This window comes from Streptomyces sp. Ru73, assembly GCF_002920575.1.
Classification (GTDB): Bacteria; Actinomycetota; Actinomycetes; order Streptomycetales; family Streptomycetaceae; genus Streptomyces.
This window is the reverse complement of sequence record NZ_PQSQ01000001.1, coordinates 30494-48300: the sequence shown is the minus strand read 5'-3', so window position 1 is coordinate 48300 and position 17807 is coordinate 30494. Positions and strand designations below refer to the sequence as shown.

Sequence of the window (17807 nt, the reverse complement as noted above, 5' to 3'; positions counted from 1 at the left end):
CAGGAGCCTCGCCCGACATGCCACCCACCTCGCGCGTCCGCGCCACTGCCAGCCTGCTGTACACACCGCGCAAGACCGACCGCCGCGCCCGTCGCATGGCGCGGGAGCAGTTCACCACCGCCCGCGAGCAGGCCCGCAACGCCTCCCGGCCTTTGGCCCGCCGCACCAGCCCCGGTATCGATCCAGATCTCCGGGCCACCTACCCGCCCGCCGGGCGTCCTGGTCCCGCCTCGGCTCGCGGCGGCAACCTCAAACTCCCTGCACACCGCATGACGACAGCTGTCGCAGCCGGCGCCTACCCATTCCTGGCCGAGGGCGGACTCGGCGCCCAGGGCATCTACGTCGGACATGATGTCCATGCCGAGGGTGCATTCGTCTTCGACCCGTTCGCCCTCTACGGCAAGTTGGACGGCTTCACCAACCCCAACATGCTGATCGCCGGCATCATCGGCATGGGCAAGTCCGCGCTGGCCAAGTCTCTCGCCGTGCGGGCAGTGGCCTTCGGCTACCGCATCTACGTACCGTGCGATCCCAAGGGCGAGTGGTCCGTCGTCGCCCGCGAGCTGGGCGGGCAGACCATCGCTCTGGGGCCCGGACTGCCCGGAAGGCTCAACCCGCTGGACGCGCCCGCACGTCCGGGCGGCGTCAGTGAGGAGGATTGGCGCACCGAGGTCCGGAAGCGGCGTTTGCTCCTTCTCGGTTCGCTGGCCAAGACGGTACTGCGGCGCGAGCTGCACCCCATGGAGCACACCGCGCTAGACGTCGCCCTGGACCAGGTCGTCAGCCACGCCGAGGCCAGCGGCACCGCACCCCTACTCGGGCAGGTCGCACACGTCCTGGGCTCTTCCGAGCTGCTGGACGCCTCCCCGGGTGAGGTGCCCGGCCGCCTCGGGCACGCCGCGGAAGACCTCGCCCACGCGTTGCGCCGCCTGGTCCATGGTGACCTGGCGGGGCTGTTCGACGCGCCCAGCACCGTCGCCTTCGACCCGAGCGCGCCGATGCTCTCCATTGATCTGTCCCGGCTTGGCGGCGCCGGCGACGACACCGCCCTCGTGCTGGCTATGACCTGCGCCTCCGCATGGATGGAGTCCGCCCTGGCCGACCCCGAGGCGGGACGACGCTGGGTGATCTACGACGAAGCCTGGCGCGTCATGCGGCACACCGCCCTGCTGGAGCGAATGCAGTCCCAGTGGAAGCTCTCCCGGGGCCTGGGCATCGCCAACATGATGGTCATCCACCGCCTGTCCGACCTGCTGGCCGCCGGCGACGAGGGCTCGCGCGGACGGGCCCTGGCAGAGGGGCTGCTCACCGACTGCTCCACCCGCATCATCTACCGCCAGGAAGCCGACCAACTCCGGTCCGCAGCCACCCTGCTGGGGCTGACCAGCGTGGAGGCACAAGCCGTCTCTGCCCTCACCAAGGGGCGCGGCCTGTGGAAGGTGGCGGGCCGCTCCTTCATCACACAGCACTTGTTGCACCCGCGCGAGCGCGAGCTTTTCGATACAGACACCCGGATGTCGTCCTGACCAGCCAGGAGGCCGTGGGAGCTGGGTACCGCGGATCTGGGGCTCCTGCCAGAGGGCCCGTGTCGACTGCCAGAAGGCCCCGTGTCGGCCCATCGCTGGTGCGTCCAACACCGGGCCATCGGCCAACACGCCGAGTGCTACCAGCTGATGCCCCTGGTTCCGATATCGCTGCCCCTTCGGCACCACCAAATCCGGCTTCGCAACCCATCCTCGGCGCAGACATGCCGTACGGCAGCTTGCGGCCACTGCCCCGCAGCAAATCCCGCGGGCCACAGCACGCTGCCCGCCACATCCGATCCACTAGGAGGAACGCTTCCGTGCCGCATCCACCCGAACCCGCTGTCGCCTTCGGCCGCATTCCCGACCTGGGAGTCGGCGCAGCCGTCGCCGACGACCGGCCCTTCCTCGACGAGGTACTGCGCCAGCACGGCTTCGAATACAGCCCCCGGCGGGACATCTATCTGCTGCCACCTGGTACCGCCCACGACACTGCGGTGCAGACGGTGGCCGCCGCCACCCAGCGCTTCCAGGATGCAGGCTTGTCAGTCGCGGCTGACCCCCGCCTCGTCGTACCACCCGCCTCCTCCACCCAGCAGTCGAATGGCCCGGCCTCCGGCCTGTCCCACGACCGACCGCGGGGCCCGCAGACGGATTCCGCAGCCCGTTCCCGCGCTGCCACGGCCTCCTCGCCGCATCGGCCGATCGCACCGGCTAGGAGCTTCACTCCCGAGGCCGTCCCGCCGCCGGCAGTCCCGCAAGTCGGTGTCCGCCGCCATCGCTGACATCTCCCACCTTCATCTGCGAGGAGTTTCCGTGCCCGTGAAGAAGATCTGGTCCATCAACCATGCGTGCGGTCACAACGCTGAGGCAGATCTCACCGCCCGCCCCGCCGACCAGCGTGCCGGCTACGCCCGATGGCTCGCCGCGCGGGACTGCACCGCCTGCTGGCGAGCCAGCCGTGAGGAGGGCAGCGAGTCCACGGCCGAGTGGTTGGCGAAGAAGCGCGCAGAGGAACAGGCCGAGGCGGAGGCGTGGGCCAAGAGGTACCGGATGCCGCCGCTGGAGGGCAGCGAGCGCGCCGTCGGCTGGGCGGCGCGGTGCCGCCACCAACTCGTCACTGCTGCATACAGCGCCCTCGTCATCGAAGGCGGGGCCGATGAGGGTGACTGGGAGGCCATCGAGGACGCGGTACGGACCGCCACCCGCGCCGGCTGGTGGCTAGACCAGCGGGATGCCGACCCCGCCGACCTGCCAGAACTTCTCCAGGCCGCCAGCGAAACAGACCGCTCTACCGAGAACCCGCACTTCTGACCCATCTCCTCGTGGAACCTGCCTTGCCCGACGCGCGCACTAGGACGCCCTCGACCACCACCCGTACGGACGTCCTCCTCTATCTCCTACTCGCCATCGCCACCCTCGGTATCGGCGGCGGCACCCTGGCCTGGCTCTTCGGCAACCTCGCCGACACCGCTCTCGGCTCCGGCCCCTGGGCGCCGTTCGAACCAACACAGGCCCTCTTCCACCCCCATCAGCTCTGGCCGCACCTGCCTGGCCCCGCGCTGCTGGTGGGCTGCTACGGCATCCCGGCCCTGCTCCTGGCCACCACCGCGATCTTCGGTGCGAAGCTGTGGCTGCGCTTCCGCCCCAACCAGCACGGCCTCGCCAGCCAACAGGACCTGGGCGACCTCCTGCCGAGGAAGGCCGCGGCGAAGGCGACCGACCTGCGGCCCAGCCTCGCCGGCACCAAGCCGAAGGATGTCGCCCCCGACGACCGCGGCGTTCTCCTCGGCGCCCTCAAGCCCGGAGCCACCGAGGTGCGCTCCTCTTGGGAGGACGTCCTCCTCGCCATCATGGCGCCCCGTTCGGGCAAGACCTCCGGACTCGCGATCCCCGCGCTGCTGCGTGCCCCGGGGCCGGTGCTGCTGACGTCCAACAAGGCGGCGAACGACGCCTACACCGCCACACTCGATGAGCGTGCCCGGGTGGGGCGGGTGTGGACGCTGGATCCGCAGCAGATCGCCCATGCCGAGCAGACGATGTGGTGGGACATCCTCGCCGATGCCCACGACCTGGCTGGCGCCCGGCGACTGGCCCAGCACTTCGTCACCGCGAGCGTGAGTGAGTCCAGTGCCGGGGACTTCTGGTCGACGGCAGCCGCCAACACCCTCACCGCGCTGTTCCTGGCCGCCGCGCGGGGCCGACGGCCGGTGACCGAGGTGATGGCCTGGCTCGCCTCCCCGGCCGACCGCACCCCGATCGACCTGCTCACCGACGCCGGCCTGGACGCCGTCGCGGCCCAGTTGCAGGGCACCGTCGCCGGAGCTGTCGAAACCCGCGACGGCATCTTCGAGACCGCGCGACAGTACGCCAGTTGCCTGCTCGATCCGCGCGTCGCCTCCTGGGTTACCCCACCCGCCGAAACCAACGGGCTGCGGCAGTTCCGGCCGGAAGCGTTCTCCACCAGCCACGACACGCTCTTCCTGCTGTCGAAAGACGGGGGCGGCTCCGCCTCGGCAATCATTGCCGCCGCCGCGGACGCAGTGATGCGCGCGGCCGTCATTCAGGCCGAACGCGCCGGCGGACGGCTCGACCCGCCCCTGCTGGCGATCCTCGATGAGGCCGCCAACGTCTGCAAGATCCAGGACCTCCCCGATCTGTACTCCCACCTCGGCAGCCGGGGCGTCATCCCGATCACGATCCTGCAGTCCTACCGACAGGGCCAGCGGGTGTGGGGCGAGACCGGCATGGACGCCCTGTGGTCGGCGGCGACGATCAAGCTCATCGGCTCCGGCATCGACGACGCCGACTTCGCCGACAAGCTCTCCCGCCTCGCGGGCGATCACGAGGTACAGACCGTCTCAGTGTCCACCAGTGAGTCCGGCAAGTCCTCCTCCGTCTCCATGCGCCAGGAGCGCGTGCTGCCCGCCGACGCTATCCGCGCCCTGCCCAAGGGCTCCGCGCTGCTGCTCGCGACCGGCATCCGCCCGGCACTGCTGGATCTCAAGCCCTGGTACCGCGAGCCGAACGCCGAACGCCTCGACGCGGCCTCGAAGAAGGCAACGGCCACCATCACCGAACGCGCTCTCGCCAAGGACCAGTCCCACCGCTCCCAGTACGGACCGGCCGCATGACCCCACATCTCCTGCTCCGCTCCCGGACGAGATCCAAGACCGCCCCCGTACCTGCCCGACTTCTCCTTCTTTCGAGGCTTCCTGTGCCTTCCTCCGCCCTGCCTTCACCGTCCCTGAGCAGCCCCGATCGGCTTGCCGGTACTCCCGCCGTCCGTGAGCGGGGGTGCTGGTGGCTCATTGCTCCCACGGGTGCCGTCCCCGCGGATACCGCACTCGCACATGATCTTGACCGTCACGGTGCTGACCTCGCGGCAGCGAACCACGCCGTCGCCGTCATGGATCAGCAGTGACGGTCACGCCGCTGATGCAGGCCGAACAGGCCGTCTTGGGCGCGGCACTACTGGAACCCCGGCAACTCAGCCATCTGGCCGGATGGCTGCGACCCGAGCACTTCTACCGCCCCACACACTCAGCCCTGTACGCCGCCCTGCTCGACCTGCGCGCCGAAGGACATCCGGCGACGAAGGCGCCACCGGTTACACCGGTCCCACTGGCCTGGGTCAACGACACACGGGACCGGGCGAGCGCACACACACGCGGCATCACCGCCTCGTTCATGCATTCCCTGGTCTCAGCCTGCCCGCGTCCGGGGCACGCGTCCGTCTACGGGCGGATGGTGCTGGAGGGTGCCATCCACCGCAGCGTCACCGAGCACGCCGACCGCCTCCACCAGGCCGCCCGCGACGATGCGGCCCGCGGCACCGGTGTGGAGGAGTCCCTGCACCATGCTCAGGTCCTGACGGACGTGCTCGATGATCTCGCCCGGCGCTGGGGAACCGAACCCCGTCCTGCGCCTACCGCGAAGCCGAGCCGTGCTCCCGCCCCGCCTTGTGGCATCGCTGAGGAACGGCTGCTGGCAGACGAGGAGTTGCTCCTCGGCACGCTCGTAGCGCACCCGAAGGAACTACCGGAAGTGATGGGTTGGCTGCGCCCCGAGGACTTCGTCGATCCAGGGCACGATCGGGTCTATCGCGCCCTGGGGGCGCTGCACCACCGGGGTGAGCCGGTCGACCAGCTCACCGTCCTGTGGGAATGCCAGCGCCGAGGCGCACTCGCCGACAGCATGCTGGACGCCGACCGCGTCCGTCGGCTGTGCAACAGCGCTGCTGGGGGCTCGGCGGGCTACTTCGGTGAGCAGGTCATCGACGCTTCCCTGCTGCGCACCGCTGCCTACTCCGCCCGGCAAGTCCGCGTCCTTGCCGGGAATGAGGCGCTCGCACCCGGCCGGCTCATCAGCCAGGCAACCGCGGCCCTCGTGCCACTCGATGAGGTTCGTCGGCGCCGGGCCAAAGCCGCTGCCGATTCCGAGCCGAAATACGCGCCCGACGCACCGCTGGCCTCGCCGCCACCAGTCCGAAGTGCCGCCGCCCGTGCCCGCAGTTCCCTCTCCCACACAGGAATCAGTGCCCAGCAGGACCGGAGCGCGCCACCGCCCTCCCCGGTCCGCCAGCGCCCCCGGAAGTCTCGCTTATGACGGTCACGTTGGGATGCCGTGACCTGCTGTGATGCGGAAGACCCCAAACCCGCCCTCACCGTCCGGATCTGCACGTGGTGATGTGCTGTGCAATGTGCACTGTCACCTGTACGCGGTGCGGAGCTGCACTGTTGATGGGGAATCGAACCCCCGCGTTGCTCTTCACGCGCCAGGAGGGGGCCGGAAAACCGCCGGCCCTCGGTGTGTGCACGCCTCCGAACGACTACCTGCTCCGCATCGTCCCAGCTACTGGACTGCTTACTCCTGTAGATCGACTTCCCAGTTCTTGCGCTGAATCCGCACATCGATCTCGCGGATCTCCCGTGCGAGCTCGTCCGCCTGACCGCGCAGTTCCGCGACCGGGAGCGCGGAGAGCATCATCAGCTCGGAGCGGAGCTGTCGGCCGTAGCCACGCTGGCCCGTACCCGCTGCCGCATCCGCCGCAGCGGTTACCACCGAGTGCCGCAGCCGCAGCACGTCACGGCGCGCGAGCGCGTCGGTGAGCGTGCCGTCCTCCCCCAAGTCCGCTGCGGCGTTGGTCCGATTGATGCGCCGGATCAGCGTTTCAAGGGTGTCCATCACCTCGCCGGCCTCGGCCAGCAGCAGCGCAGCGTCCTCGGCGGGGGTCTCACCTTCCTGGTAACGCGCACTGTCGACAACACGCGCTCGCAGCTGTTCCACGCGCCGCGCCGCTTCCGCCCGTTCTGCCAGCGCCTCAGCAAGCTTCACTGTCTCCACCTCCCGCCCGTCATGAAACTCGCACGAGCATACGAATGGGAATGGCGCGATCGCACCGAGTTTTCACCCGGGGCTTCGAGACACCTCCACCACCTCCAGGCTGGCCTGCCGCCACCGCGTATGCGGTTGAGAGGGCCCTTCTACTCCCTGCTTACCGGCGAGGCCAAACCGCGCTTCCCCCGGATCCTCAACGCCCCAACCATCCGAGCAAGAAGGGGCATCGATGTCGGAGTCCCGCGACGACAACGGTCCGGTGCGGATACCGGACCACGATCTGGACGACCTCGCCGCTACCGTCAACGCTCTGCTGTCCCAGAGTCAGCAGCACGCCGAAACCCTCGCACGCCTCACCGACGAAGGGCCGACACCGGAGGAGGGCGAGCTGGGCGCCGAGCGCGGCCGGGAAGCCACCACAGCACCAGAGCAGGGAAGCGACTGCGACGAGCCCTCCTCACCCTCCATTTTCGCCCTCCAAGGCCGCGCCTACGCCAAGGAGCTGGCGGCGCTCGCCGACTGGGTACATGACCTGCTGCTGCCGGTCTACGGGCGCGAGATCACCGCCAGCCGCCCCTGGTGCCGGCAGTGGACGGAACATCCCGAGGCGGTCGCGCGCCTGCATGCGCTGTGGCTGGCCTGGCAGCAGTACACCGACAGCGAGGCCGGCCTCGCCGGCCCCTCCATCTGGCACCGTGACCACCTCGACCCCGCACTTCACCAGCTGCGCGCTGCCGACGGCCCGTTCGGAGCGTGCACCACCACTTCCTCGCGCCCGAATCACCGGCTGCTGGCCGCCCCCGAGCCCCTCGGAACCGGAGACTGCCGTGCCGCCTGACTATCGCATCGACGGGTTCGCGGCAGCCACGGAGCGCGTCGCGGACGACTTCGATTTCCTGACGCTTTCCGACGACATGTACGCAAGCCTGGCCGCACACCACACCAGCGATGGCCTGGAGAGTTTCCTGCTCCTCTACGACGGCGCAGCCATCTGGGACGCCCCCGGCGCAGCCGAGTACGTCGCCATACACATCGAGCGCGACCCGGCCCAGTGGACTTTCACCTTCGATGTCACCAGTCAACCCACAGTGCCGCTGGCACAGCGCTGGTTGATCACCCGAGGCTGCCCCGCGGAAGTCATCGAGCCGGACCCTTTGCAGAGTCCACGTCCGGCCGACGCCCTGACCTCGCGGTTGGAGGACCAACTGCGCCACAACCCCGGGGACCGGTACACGCTGCTGGACCACTACACCCACAACCCTGGCAGCTCCGAGGGAGGTATAGAGGTCAGCGCCCTCTTTTACGACGCGCATCCCGACGCGGCCGAAAAGCCCTACCGGCTCTTCCTCGAAGAGACCAGCCCCTCCTTCGCCACCTACACGGTCCGCGAAGGCGCGTTCCCCACAGCTGAGGCAGCCGACGGCTGGCTGCGCAACCGCGATACGCCCTTGCCGCTTCCCCCACGGCAACCGAAAAACCTCACCGCTCGGGCCGCTGCCGCACGCTCCCGGACGACTACCACCGCCGCCATGTCAGCACAGAACCCTGCCCAGCCAGGACACACACCGGCAACTTCGATCGCTCCTCGCAGCAGGGGTAGGCGTTCGTGAGCGCAAGCTACGTCTGCGCCGCCGATCCCCATGCACTCGCCGACCTGCGAGTTGTACCGGGGAGGGTCCGGGACTGGTCATCCAGTACCGCGACTCCCCCGCCTCCTCCCGGCACCGGTGGGAGATCCACCTGCTGGCCGCAGGCGGGCGGCAGCACCACGTTGCCTACCACGCCGCAGCGAGGCGGCTGGAAGGCGAACGCCGGCACACCACCCCACCGCACATGCCCGACGTGTCCAAGCCGCCGGGGCTCGCTCGACCCGAGCGGAACGCGCCCGCGGCGAACCTGCCGACTACACCACACCCCAGCAGAGTTCCCGTGGCCTCTGCTGATCACCGCGACTTGAAAGATCATTCTCATGCCTGACGAACCGGACGACGAACAGTGGGCCGAGTACCGCGTCACCCCGCGCTACCTCGCCGGATCCGGCTACACGGGCGACCCCGGTTTCGAGCCGGTCGCCCACTGGCCGCACCATTCCTTCGACGACGGGCCCTGCCAACTGCTGGTCACCTCACCGGACCACCGGATCAAGATCGGCTGGTTCGGTGATGACTTCGACCTGTGGCACATCAGCGCCGCTGAGGACCCCGTCTCGCCACCCCGATGGGAGGCGACCTTCAACCACGCCTTCCCACCGGAGATCGTCGCGGGCCTGACCGCCGCCCTCGCGGACGACTGGGAACCCGACACCACCCGCTTCCTCGCACCTCCGCCGATGTACTGGGCGGATGGCGTCCGCCCCCTGCTCGACGCCGGCTGGAAGCATGGTGCGGCCGAGCGCGGCACGGTGGAGATCATCGCCCCCGACCAACAAGCAGGAGCCTTCATCGACACCCGCCGCTACGGCCGGCAGGACGAGGCGGTAACGCTGTGGGCCGGTCCACCAGGGTGGGCCACCCGCGCGGAGGCGACCTTTACCGCAGGCACCCCCGCACACCTGATCGCGGCCACCGCCGCCGCCATGCGCAACCCGGGCCCTGTCGTACGGGAACGGCACATGCTCCACCGGGGCACCGAACACCTCGTTCAGCTCGAACCGGTAGGCGTCAACACGCGTCCGGCCCCGACAGCGCCAACCCCTCTGGAGGTGAAGCAGACTGCCGTCGCTGCCGCCGTACAGCGCGCCACGCACAGCCAAGAACGGACCTCGCGGGCCCGTGCCGCCCGCATCCGCACCACCACTGCCCGTACGCAGCCGCACACGGCGACGGCACCGACTCGCACCTACGTCGACACACCCGCCCACACGACAGCCCGCCCGCGACGCTGAGCACTCCTCATTCGAGCCCGCGGGGCGCTTGCCCATGCCATCCCGAGTTCGCCCATGGCAGACACCCCCTCCACGGACTGGAACAACGCGCCCGCCCAAGTCAACGTATGGACGCCTCGAAAGCCGCAGGCCAGAGAACATTACGGAGATCTTCGTGCCGCACTCACTGACCGTCGGGCAGTTGCTACACCGACTGGAGGCCGTCGACCACGACCTCCCGGTCTACCTCGCAATCAACCCCGACTGGCCTTATGCCCACCGCGTCGCCGAGGTCATGATCCGCGCTGATGGGCACACGGGCGCCGCCTACATCGCGGAGGACGGCCAGATGGGCGCCCTACCACTCGACGTCCGCACGGCACTGTCCTGGAGCTGAGCATGCCCCGGCGCCGGTGGCACGGCCCCGCCCGTTCTCCGGCCCAGCTGTCGGATAGAAAACCATCAGAGAGCGTGCACGTAGCGTGCACGTGTGAGGATCCTCATCCGGGAATAGCACCCGGGTCCTGGTTACGGTCAGCGGGGCCGACCGAACTTCATCCGTTCGGCAGCACTCCAAGCGACACGAAGTAATTACTCACAGTCACCTTTGTCCATGTCGAACGATCGATATCCGAGGCGCACCCCCAGGGATCCGCCGTCAACGAGAGCCGAAAGGCTGGTCCGGCGACTCCTGGGGTCCCGCGCCGCTGGACGCGCGACGTCGATCACTCGCATGCTCGGCGTGGTGGAGCTCACAGAAGCCCTGTAAGACGGCAACGGCTGCGGTGCCTGCGCCGCCTTCCACCCAGATGCCCCATATGTCGGCAGTGTGGACACGGTGAAAAAATCAGCAAGAAGCTTCCGTCGGCGGCCCGATTTGTCCCGACCTTGGTCTGCCAATTGTCAGTGCCGCGTGGGACTCTTTGTGTACGAGGTCGACGGGATCGAGCGGAGGCATTGAGATGCGTACCTTAGTAGTGCGCGTTCGGCATACTGATCCGCCGGCGCCGTCGGGGTGCCGCTGGTGTGGCGAGGAGAAGGGCAAGCACGGACGACGCTGGGTCTCATCAGTAGGCGTCCACTCCTGGGAGCCGCCCACGCGAGCGCAACGGCTCAGCAGAATGCAGGCACGCCGCTCACGCAGGTCGGCTCACTCATCTTCTTCAGCCCAGTAGTGCGAGCCCGCCCTGCTGGCGATCTCGACGGCGTCCTTGAAGACCTTCACCAGGGATGGTGGAACGTCCGACGGCGTCCGCAGCCGCTGCGCCAGCGCGACGACCATGTCCTCCTTTGAACGCGGGGCCTGGGAAGAGTTCTGGTGCAGTAGGCCGTGCAGCTTCTTACTGAACTTGCCCTCGGTGCGAAGCGCGTTGACATCCTGGGCCGTCCACTGCTTCTCGTCGTCCCGGGGCCACTGCTCATTCATCGTGTCTGCCCACTGGTCGTTGTCGAAGACGTCTTCCAGTTCGTTCGGGTTGCCGATGAACAGGCAGTCCTCCTCTGCAAAGCCGTACTTGAGCAGGCGGTCGTAACTGAACTCCTTCTGCTTGTCCCGCTGGGAATCGGCATCGACCATGAACACGACCGTGCGCTTGTGCTCTTTGAGGAACTTGGCGAAGTTGAGCGCACCGTCATTACCTCCACAAGCCCACAAGGCAATGCCGGCGGACTGGATGGGGTAGCCGAACGCGAGCTTGAACAAAGCTGGCAGGGCTGCGTACTCGGTCGCTCCCTCTACAGCGACGAAGCACTTCTCGTGCAGCAGGACACTGTTGCGGAAGCCCAGTGACGCCGCCATGTTGGACAGGAAGCGACGGGTCTGCTCGTCCGTGTCGGTGGTGCCGAGTGACTGGACGTAGGCTCGACCGTCCCGGCTGTTCAGGTGCACGATGTCCTGAATATCCACGCCGTCGATCAGGTTGAGTGAGTGAGTTGCGACGATCACTGTGGAGTGTGAGGCGGACGCCGAGAGCTTGATCATCTCCATGATCCGGCGCTGGTGTTCGTAGTCGAGATGGGTGTCGGGCTCGTCGTAAACGATGATCACGCCACCGGTGTCGCTTCCCTCCGTTGCTTCCGACAGCAGTTGCTGACTGGCCTCCCACAGCGCCAGCGTGATGCGCCTGGACCTGCCGGCTCCCGCAGCCGACAGCGGCACGGGGTGCTGCCCTCGGGCGGAGGCAGCCAACGAAACGCTGCTGACAGTTGGCTTGAACTGGATCTGAGGTTCAAGGCTGAACTCGTCAAGAGCGCACCGGTCCTCGACGAGCTTCCGAAGCAGGGCAGCGTCGTCCTTGAGCCGTTCCGAGAACTCGGTCTCCAGATCGGTGATCCGCTGTCGGGTTTCCTCGCGCAGGGTGTACTCACGGAGCTTCGCGGTCAGGATGCCGCGGACTACGGCCTCTGGAGACTCGGCGGAATCACCCTTGAAGTAGAGCAGTTGCGGCAGAGCATCCTTCAGCTCTGCGGGAGCCTGGACCCAGTCCGTGACCTGCGTAACCGTGGAGGAGTACTCCTCCAACAGCTCGTACCAGCTCGCTTTGACGTTCGTCTGGCCGTCACGCAGTGTAAGGCCCACGTCGGCCGCGAGAGCGCGCAACTCTGGGGCCTTCAGCGCCTCCAGGTTCCTCAAATCCTCGCGCTCCGGCACCTTGGCGTGCCACTCCAGAAAGGTGCCCTCGCCTTCTACGTACCGGCGACGCACCCTGACTGGCGTGGCGGTCTGGAGCAGCTTCGCTTCCGTTGCCGAGAGTTCGAACTTGGCCTCTACCGTAACGGTGCGCGGTTCCTCTTCGTCTCCGATCGCAGGGAGAGCCGACCTCTCCCTGTCCCCGACGGCGAACCGGGAGATATCACTGTCCACAATGTGCCGCTCGCCCAGGAGGAACGCCAGCGCATCCAGGGTGGCAGTCTTTCCGCAGTCGTTGTGTCCGGTCAGGATCGTCTGCTTGTGGATGGGGATGCCCGCGACATCGGCCAGGGAGCGGAAGTTGGTGACACTGAGCTCGATGAGTTGCACGCTGCTCCCTTGCCTTCACGGCACGACTGATTGGTGCGCGGTCAACAGCACGCCGTCGGGAACGCACCCTTTGACCGTGGGGTGAGAAAACTCTAGCGCCTAGTGAGGCGCAGGCGTCCTGAGATCCGACCGCACAGCCGGGCCTGTCGCAGCCTCCCCCAGCAGTCACCGACGCTGCGAAGGCCATGTCCGTTCCTCACGCCTCTTTGCGAGCCCCAGACGACAGCTCCTCCTTCGTTCGTCAGCCCCTCATTCCGGCGTGGAGATCGTCAAGCAGGTAGCTGCCAGCCAGGGTGCCGTCGTGGCCGGTGTCCCTGGCGCCGACGTCGAGGCTGGGGTACTTCTGGCCGGGAGCGCCGATCATGGCGTCGAAGTCGGCGCGGGTGAGTTCGGGTTCGTGCCACTGGTGGGCGCAGCGGCAGCGGAGGAAGACGCGGCCGGGGACGTCGCCGATGACCATCCAGTCGCGGCGGGCACCGCAGGCCGGGCACATCACGGTGATGCCGGTGATGGTGATGGGGTCAGGATGCGTGGTGAAGCGAATCCGGGGGCGGTCCTCTTCGGTCGCCTGCTGCAGTCGCAGCAGCGGATCGTCGCCCGGAGAGGTTTCCGGCGCGGTGGTTCTGGGCTGTTGGTCGTTGGTGATCACGCGCATCGTTCTCCTAGTGTTCCTTTGATCAGCCGTAACAGGTGATGCCTGCGGCGTCCAGTGCATTGCCCTGCTGGTTCAGCGCCGAGGTCGGTGCTGGGGTGAGGCCGGAGTCCGGTGTGGTGTGGCGGTCTGCGGGCGGGAGGTTCGCGGCTGCTGCTTCGCGGTCTTGGTGGTGGGGCGTGCGCGAGGTGGGTGCGCGGGAAGGTTGCCGAGCCGGCGCAGGCGCCAGACCAGGACGTCCGTGACGTGATCGGCGGTGTCCAGTTCGCGGTGGGCAACCGCACGCTGCAGAAGAGCTTCTGGGTTGTGCCCGGCGTGCTGAACCTGGTCGAGGGTGGCCAGGAGGGCGTCGAAGCCGTGTTCAGAGTGCAGTTCGTCGGCCTGCTCGGGAAGGACTGCTTCGACGGTGCCCTGGTGGCGGTGTCGATCTGAGGCGGGGAGGCGGCGCCCGTGGTCGCGCATGGCGCGCATTGGTGTGCTCGCGGTCATTCGGTAGGCGGCGCGCAGGTGCTGGGCGGCCTGGCGGGCACCGGCTGCTTGCTGAGCGTGCTGCCGGGCGGCGTGCCAGCGGGCGGCGGCGATGGTGGCCAGAAGGAGGGTGGACAGGAGCATGGCGGTAGCGCCGCCGTCTTCACCGCGGCCAAGGGCGTTGCCGGCTCGGACGATTCCACGAGCGGCCGAGCGCAGGGCGCGGTGGTCCGCACGTTCGGCGCGGGTGTGCCATCGGGTGGCCCGTTCGAAGGCCCGGGCGGCCTCGATGGTCTGCTGCCGGGTCGAGGCAGGGGCGGTCTGAGCGAGGGCGTCGAGCACTTCCCCCAAGCCGGACAGTTGCGCAGCCACCTCGGCTTCATTGCCTTCGTCGAGGCCGGGGGCCGCATCGTCGAAGAGGTCGGCAGCAGCGCGTCGTGCGCGTGCCGGTGCCCCGTGATGTGTACGTGAGCGGGGCTCGGCCGGCAACTCGTTCGCTCCCCCCTCGTCGGTGAAGCGGTCGCGGATCTTCGGCAGGGAGAGATCGGGGGCCAGACGAGAGCCCGCGAACCAGATGGGCTCGCCGTCGCGGTTGCGGTCGCCGGGGAGGGCGACCTTGTATCCGAGGACGTCGCCGGAAGGCGCGAGGCGTTGGTCGACGCGTACTCCGGCCTCGGTGAGGCGGCGGAAGAACTCGGTTTCGTTCGCGGCGCCGGCCACAGCCTGGCGGATGTGGTCGCGCAGCAGTTCCCGGGAAGTGGCGGAGCGGCCTGCTCGGTCGGCCTTGGCGCGCTCGGCGCTGGTGGGACGCTTCGCCGCGGTGCCGTCGCCAGCGTTGAGTTGGCGGAGGCCGAAGTCAGTTTCGATGGCTCGGCATTCGGCCTGGGCGCGGTTGAAGTCGTCGTGCCGGCGTGGGGCGCGGCCGTCCTGGCGTTTAAGCGTGGCGACGATGTGGATGTGATCCTCCGCGTGGCGTACGGCGATCCAGCGGCAGGCTTGCTCGTCGCCTTCTTCGGCGATGCCGGTTGCGTGCACGACTCGGCGAGCCACCTCGGCCCATTCGGCGTCGGTCAGGTGCCGGTCGCCGGGGGCGGTGCGGACCGGACAGTGCCACACGTGCCGCTTCGGGCGGTGATGCTCCGGTACCGCCTGCACTGGCAGATCGAGCCGTTCCTGCAGCTGCTTGAGTGTGGCCTCCGGGTCCCGGCCGGGGTCGGGGGCCAGCTCGGGTTGCCAAGCGGCCACCAGGTGAGGGTCGAGGTGTTCGTCTCGACCGCCGGGACCATAGAGGTAGGCGAGCAGGCCGTAGGTACGGCCGCCGAGGGAGATGTCGGGCACCACGGCTTCAGCGCTTCGCGATCTCGGTGGCAGCCGTCTCGACGCGAGCTGCTGCCCGCCGCACGCGGGCGACAGCGTCTTCGGCATACGCAGCGTCGCCGCCGCTGTTGAGCACGCGGGCGACCTGGTTGAGGTTGTTGCCGACCCGGGCCAGATGAGCGGAAGCCTTCATCAGCTCCTCGACGACGGTCCGCTGCGTCATGAGCCAGCTGGTGGGCCCTTCCTGGGCGCGGGCAACGGCCACCGCGGCGTCGGCGAGAAACCCGGCCACCCGCAGCCCCATCGTGGAAGCGGCCCGTTGGACATCGGCGAGTTCGTCGGCGGTCAGGCGGACGCTGCGTACGCGGTCGCGCTGCTGGGACTGGCGCAGGCGCGGACGCATACGCGTTTCGACGACGGCGTGCGGCGTCTTCCCCTCCTCCGGCTGCGACCCGCCCTCGGTCGCAGCCTCCAGCTCCGGCGCCCCCTGGTGCCGGGCCTCCCCTGCCTCCCCTGAGGCAGTGGCATGCCCTTGCGAAACTCCCTCGCCGGCCCCGCCGGTGAGGGAGTTTCGCAAGGTATAGCTTGCTCGGCCTCGTTCCAGGTGGTCGGACGGGTGCCCCTCGCGTGGGGTGTCCGAGGCGTTCGGGGTCGTCATCGGGCGTTGTCTCCGGCTTCGACGCGGGCCTCGCGCAGGACCTCGGCGATGTAGTCGAGGGCGAGGACGGGGTGGTGCAGCGTGCGTGGCCTACTCGACGGTGTGCGCCGGACCGTCCAGGCCCCATCGGGGCCGGGCTCGGCGTGGTGCAGATGGCCGTGGGCGCTCAGGACAACGATCCATGCGTCGATCTCGTCGGTAGTGGGCGGCGTAGTGCGCACAGGGTCTCCTCTGCGGAGGACAGGAACGTCGGGGTGGGCGGAGTGACCGGGCCGCGGCGGACACCCTGCTCTCGGCGACCGGTTGAGCGGTGTCCGGAGTGACCGGGCGAGGTGTCCGCCGAATGACTTCGCGCGGTCAGCCGGTGGACCGGAGCGTCCGGTTGTCCGCCTCGGCGCGGAGCTGCTGCATCAGCTCGGTCAGCCGGTCATTGGACAGCGGGATCTGCTGTCCGCGGACGGCGTCGGCGACCACCTTGCGGGTCAGCTTTCCGGTGTCGGCGACCGCGCGGCGGGCGATCCGCAGCAGGTCGTCCGCTTCGGCGGCTGCGGCTGGGCTGGTGCTCTCCGAGGCAGGCACATCGGTGGGAGCGGTGTGCCCGGATCTGGTGCCGGGCTCTCCACTGGGGGCAGCGTTCCGACGCCCCTGCTCCGGAGCGCCCTTGGAAGCGTTGACCGGCTCGGATTCTGCGGTGACCGGTTCTTCGTCCAGGACGTCCGGACGGATGCCCATGGGCCGGGCGGAGGCCCCGGCGGACAGCGTGGAGGGCTGCTGACCGGTGACCGGCCGGACAGGGGGTTGACTGTCCGGGACACCCCGACCCGACCGACTGTCCGGGACAGCTGTGCCACGCTCCGTCCGGACACTCGCGGTCTCCCTTGCGAGTGCCGTCTCCTTGTGTCCGGGCTGTCCGGCGCGGCGGGCGATGAGGATGTACAGGTGGACAGCGCCAGCCAGGGCCAGCGGCGCGAGGGTGGACAGCACACCGACCGTGACGTCACCGAGCCGGAGACCGCCACCATTGGGGTGGTCGTTGAGGCGGACGGCGTGCAGGGCGTTGGCCCAGATGCTGGCCGCCGTCGCGGTGCCGAACAGCGCCCAGACATAGCAGCGGGCGCCGAGGGAGGCGCTGCGCATGACCAGCACCGCGCGCACTCCGTAGCCGATAAAGCCGTCGATGACGAAGGGGAAGAGGTACGTCAGCAGGCCACGGATGTGGATGGCGACGGCCATCTGCTGCAGCGCGTCGTAGGACAGCGCGCAGCCGGCCCCGCCCAGGGTGACAATGGCAGCCCGGTCCCAGCCGGTGATACGTACCGGCGCGGCGTCGGTGTGCGTCATGCGGCCGCCCCGAGGTCGTCGTGGTCGGCCTGGGCAGTGGCCAGAGACAGGTCAGCCTTGTTCTTGCGGTTGACCGAGCGGTTGCGGATCTCGCGGCGGACCTGTCGGTAGAGCTTCTCGGCGTGCTCCTCGGTGACCTTCAGCAGCCAAGCGAGCCGCTCGGCCGGAATGCCGGCCTGGTAGGCGGCGCGGGTGACCGCGCGCCGTTCGGCATCGGTCAGGTGGATGTCGCGTCCGGCCAGGGTGGCATTGACGCGGGCGTAGTCCAGGCGGTGGGGCAGGTTGCGGTGCAGAAGGTCGCGTTCCTCCTCGGTCATTCCGCCGCGGATGCCTTCGCGGTCGCCGTCCTCCAAGGCGGCGTCCAGGCAGGTCTGGCGGACCGGGCACTGCTCGCACAGGGCCTTGGCCGCGCGGATGCGGTCCATCTCATCCGGCTCAGGGAAGAAGATCTCCGGGTCGACCGGGTTGGCCGGGGTGGACAGGCAGGCGGCGTGGTCGTGCCAGGTGTAGTCGCCGAGAGTGCGCGGCTCGGCGGGCTGAGAGTGGTGCATGAGTGTGGTCTCCGAACGGCCCCGGGGTGCATTCGGGCAGGCGTCGGCCCCGGGGTGGTACGTGAAGGAAGGTGC

General features: G+C 68.8%; 16 protein-coding genes. 8 read left to right on the top strand and 8 right to left on the bottom strand.

All coding sequences use genetic code 11. The annotated features are described in order from the left end of the window. The first annotated feature begins 17 nt into the window (after positions 1-17). The 4 genes from C3486_RS00230 (at position 18) to C3486_RS00210 (ending at position 6131) form a co-directional block, all read left to right on the top strand. Positions 18-1526 (top strand): ATP-binding protein, encoded by a 1509-nt coding sequence (locus tag C3486_RS00230; RefSeq protein WP_103830428.1) that lies wholly within the window; start codon positions 18-20, stop codon positions 1524-1526. Positions 1527-2339: 813 nt separating this feature from the next. After that, entirely contained in the window at positions 2340-2837 is a 498-nt protein-coding gene (locus C3486_RS00225; protein ID WP_103830427.1) for a hypothetical protein, read from the top strand. 23 nt (positions 2838-2860) lie between these two features. Continuing rightward, a complete protein-coding gene (locus C3486_RS00220) occupies positions 2861-4657 on the top strand; it encodes a type IV secretory system conjugative DNA transfer family protein (RefSeq protein WP_103830426.1) in 1797 nt (598 codons plus the stop codon). Between the two features lie 286 nt (positions 4658-4943). Then, a complete protein-coding gene (locus C3486_RS00210; protein ID WP_258052503.1) occupies positions 4944-6131 on the top strand; it encodes a DnaB-like helicase N-terminal domain-containing protein in 1188 nt (395 codons plus the stop codon). A gap of 258 nt (positions 6132-6389) precedes the next feature. Here C3486_RS00210 and C3486_RS00205 read toward each other — a convergent pair whose 3' ends face one another. After that, a complete protein-coding gene (locus C3486_RS00205) occupies positions 6390-6860 on the bottom strand; it encodes a DIP1984 family protein (protein WP_103830568.1) in 471 nt (156 codons plus the stop codon). Between the two features lie 232 nt (positions 6861-7092). Between C3486_RS00205 and C3486_RS00200 the strand changes: the two genes are divergently transcribed. From C3486_RS00200 to C3486_RS00185, 4 genes are all read left to right on the top strand, one after another. Next, the gene (locus tag C3486_RS00200; protein WP_103830425.1) at positions 7093-7701 is read left to right on the top strand and encodes a DUF4913 domain-containing protein; all 609 of its coding nucleotides are present in this window, start codon (positions 7093-7095) and stop codon (positions 7699-7701) included. Next, positions 7691-8473, top strand: a complete 783-nt coding sequence (locus C3486_RS00195) for a hypothetical protein (RefSeq protein ID WP_103830424.1) — start codon at positions 7691-7693, stop codon at positions 8471-8473. The genes C3486_RS00200 and C3486_RS00195 overlap by 11 nt, the downstream gene beginning before the upstream one ends. A 359-nt stretch (positions 8474-8832) precedes the next feature. After that, positions 8833-9747 (top strand): DUF317 domain-containing protein, encoded by a 915-nt coding sequence (locus C3486_RS00190; protein ID WP_103830423.1) that lies wholly within the window; start codon positions 8833-8835, stop codon positions 9745-9747. 181 nt (positions 9748-9928) lie between these two features. Next, the gene (locus C3486_RS00185) at positions 9929-10123 is read left to right on the top strand and encodes a hypothetical protein (RefSeq protein ID WP_308461204.1); all 195 of its coding nucleotides are present in this window, start codon (positions 9929-9931) and stop codon (positions 10121-10123) included. A gap of 753 nt (positions 10124-10876) precedes the next feature. Here C3486_RS00185 and C3486_RS00180 read toward each other — a convergent pair. The 7 genes from C3486_RS00180 to C3486_RS00150 form a co-directional block, all read right to left on the bottom strand. Beyond that, on the bottom strand, positions 10877-12745 hold the full coding sequence (locus C3486_RS00180; protein WP_103830421.1) for an ATP-dependent endonuclease: 1869 nt from the start codon (positions 12743-12745) through the stop codon (positions 10877-10879). 241 nt (positions 12746-12986) lie between these two features. Next, complete coding sequence (locus C3486_RS00175) at positions 12987-13400, bottom strand: hypothetical protein (RefSeq protein WP_103830420.1); 414 nt, start codon at positions 13398-13400, stop codon at positions 12987-12989. A gap of 72 nt (positions 13401-13472) precedes the next feature. Then, on the bottom strand, positions 13473-15206 hold the full coding sequence (locus C3486_RS00170; RefSeq protein WP_103830419.1) for a relaxase/mobilization nuclease domain-containing protein: 1734 nt from the start codon (positions 15204-15206) through the stop codon (positions 13473-13475). 4 nt (positions 15207-15210) lie between these two features. Then, positions 15211-15840, bottom strand: a complete 630-nt coding sequence (gene mobC, locus C3486_RS37775) for a plasmid mobilization relaxosome protein MobC (RefSeq protein WP_103830418.1) — start codon at positions 15838-15840, stop codon at positions 15211-15213. Then, positions 15837-16061, bottom strand: coding sequence for a hypothetical protein (locus C3486_RS00160; protein WP_030611602.1), 225 nt, complete (start codon positions 16059-16061; stop codon positions 15837-15839). The genes mobC and C3486_RS00160 overlap by 4 nt, the downstream gene beginning before the upstream one ends. Positions 16062-16197: 136 nt before the next feature. Continuing rightward, a complete protein-coding gene (locus C3486_RS00155) occupies positions 16198-17181 on the bottom strand; it encodes a DUF2637 domain-containing protein (RefSeq protein WP_103830417.1) in 984 nt (327 codons plus the stop codon). After that, positions 17178-17732, bottom strand: coding sequence for a WhiB family transcriptional regulator (locus C3486_RS00150; RefSeq protein WP_030611596.1), 555 nt, complete (start codon positions 17730-17732; stop codon positions 17178-17180). Before C3486_RS00150 ends, C3486_RS00155 begins: the two co-directional genes overlap by 4 nt. Between the last annotated feature and the right edge of the window lie 75 nt (positions 17733-17807).